The 1,848-nt window shown below is 55.3% G+C and carries 1 protein-coding gene and 1 pseudogene; both read left to right on the forward strand.

Annotation, left to right across the window (positions count from 1 at the left end; all coding sequences use genetic code 11):
* The first annotated feature begins 11 nt into the window (after nucleotides 1–11).
* A pseudogene (gene msrP / locus ABYM29_RS15610) lies at nucleotides 12–854 on the forward strand (protein-methionine-sulfoxide reductase catalytic subunit MsrP).
* Nucleotides 855–921: 67 nt separating this feature from the next.
* Entirely contained in the window at nucleotides 922–1,518 is a 597-nt protein-coding gene (locus tag ABYM29_RS15615) for a sulfite oxidase heme-binding subunit YedZ (RefSeq protein ID WP_372865715.1), read from the forward strand.
* Nucleotides 1,519–1,848: the final 330 nt, after the last annotated feature.

Consider the following 1,848-nt stretch of genomic DNA (forward strand, 5'->3'; position numbering starts at 1 on the left):
CCCATGTCGCATTGGCGGCGCCATCACCAGCGTTGCCATTCCGGGGGGCTGATCGCCGTGCTGATAACCCCTTTTACACCAATGAGGCGCTGACGCCTTTCGCTGACGCCAGCCGATACAATAATTTCTATGAGTTCGGCACCGATAAGGGCGACCCGGCGAAGTATGCCGATGCCTTGACGACAGACCCTTGGTCGGTAGCGGTGGTTGGGGAGGTTGCCAAGCCGGGCCGCTATCATCTGGAAGACCTGCTGAAAGCCGTTGATATAGAAGAGCGTATCTATCGCCTGCGCTGCGTCGAAGCTTGGTCGATGGTCATCCCCTGGCTGGGTTTTCCGCTCAGTCACTTGATTAGTCGCTTTGAGCCGACGAGTAAGGCGAAATACCTCCAATTTGAAACTCTGTACCGGCCGGCCGAAATGCGCGGCCAGCGCTCGGCATTTTCGACTATCGACTGGCCCTAGATGGAGGGCCTGCGCATGGACGAGGCAATGCATCCGCTGACGCTAATGAGTGTGGGGATGTACGGCAGAGAGCTTCCCAAGCAGAACGGTGCGCCGCTTCGCCTGGTGGTGCCGTGGAAATATGGCTTTAAAAGCATCAAGTCGATCGTCAAAATCCGCTTTACCGAGCGCCAGCCTAAAACCAGTTGGCAGGGCTTGGCACCGAGTGAGTATGGCTTTTATGCGAATGTGAATCCGCAGGTTGATCATCCGCGCTGGAGTCAGCGCTATGAACGCCGCTTGCCGAGTAGCCTGTTCGCGCCTAATCGGATCAAGACCCAGATGTTTAACGGTTATGGCGAGCAAGTTGCCGCGCTGTATAAGGGTATGGATCTTCGCCGCTATTATTAAATGTGGCCGCTGCCCGGCAGTCATGCTGGGCGGTAAGCTGCGCCCCTCTATATAGATGGACTTTTCTATGTTCGCACCGCTAGATGCATTGCGGCGCCACGGCAAGGCGCTGGTCTTCGTGCTCTGTCTACTGCCGTTAGTGTTGATCGCCTACAGTGTTGCTGCGGACAAGCTGGGGCCCGACCCGGTAAAAAGCTTGATACATCTCAGCGGTGAGTGGGCGATACGCTTGCTACTGCTGACATTTGCGGTGACACCGCTGCGCCGCTGGTTGGGCTGGTCGTCGCTGCTGCGCTATCGCCGCATGATGGGGCTGTTCAGTTGGTTTTACGTGAGCCTTCACCTATTAATTGTGGCGACATTCCTATTCGCCTGGGATTGGACGGTCGTGCTCGAAGAGTTGGCGGAGCGCCCCTACATTATTGCCGGCTTTGCGGCGTGGTTGCTGATGGTGCCGATGGGCTTAACCTCTAACGACCGCTCGCTGCGGGCGTTGCGCGCTAATTGGCGGCGTCTGCACCGGCTGATGTACCCGCTGATGTTGCTGGCGTGGTTGCATATTGCTTGGCAGGCGCGATCCAGTTACCTCGATGCCTTTATCTATGGCGTAATCATTTTGTGTCTTTTTCTCGGTCGCCTGCGCGGATCCAAAACTTATGCTTGAATAAGATAGGAGGAATTGAGCTGTTATTCACCGCTAGGGCTGGCGCCGTTGGCCATTTGTTGATCGACTTGCCGGTGTTTTGAGCGCTTTCTGGTTGCTGTTTGATCGATTGAAATGTTTTTGTGATTTCTTTCAAAAAGCGTGTTGACTCTGTGTCGGGCGTCTCTATAATGCGCCTCCTCGCTTAGGGAGACAGGGCTTTCAGCCAGTAGCTGAAGGGTTTGTTGAAGAGTTAAGCGGGGCGGCAGTACCGGGTTTTGAAGGGCTTTAAAAACTTTTCAAAAAACGTGTTGACTCTGCCGGGGGCGGCTCTATAATGCGCCTCCTCGC

Origin of the sequence: Spongiibacter sp. (genome assembly GCF_041602295.1) — a bacterium.
Lineage (GTDB): Bacteria > Pseudomonadota > Gammaproteobacteria > Pseudomonadales > Spongiibacteraceae > Spongiibacter.

What these genes read in the sequence shown, in the direction of transcription:
- ABYM29_RS15615 (WP_372865715.1), top strand. Translation starts at nt 922, where the DNA reads ATGTTCGCACCGCTAGATGCATTGCGGCGCCACGGCAAGGCGCTGGTC.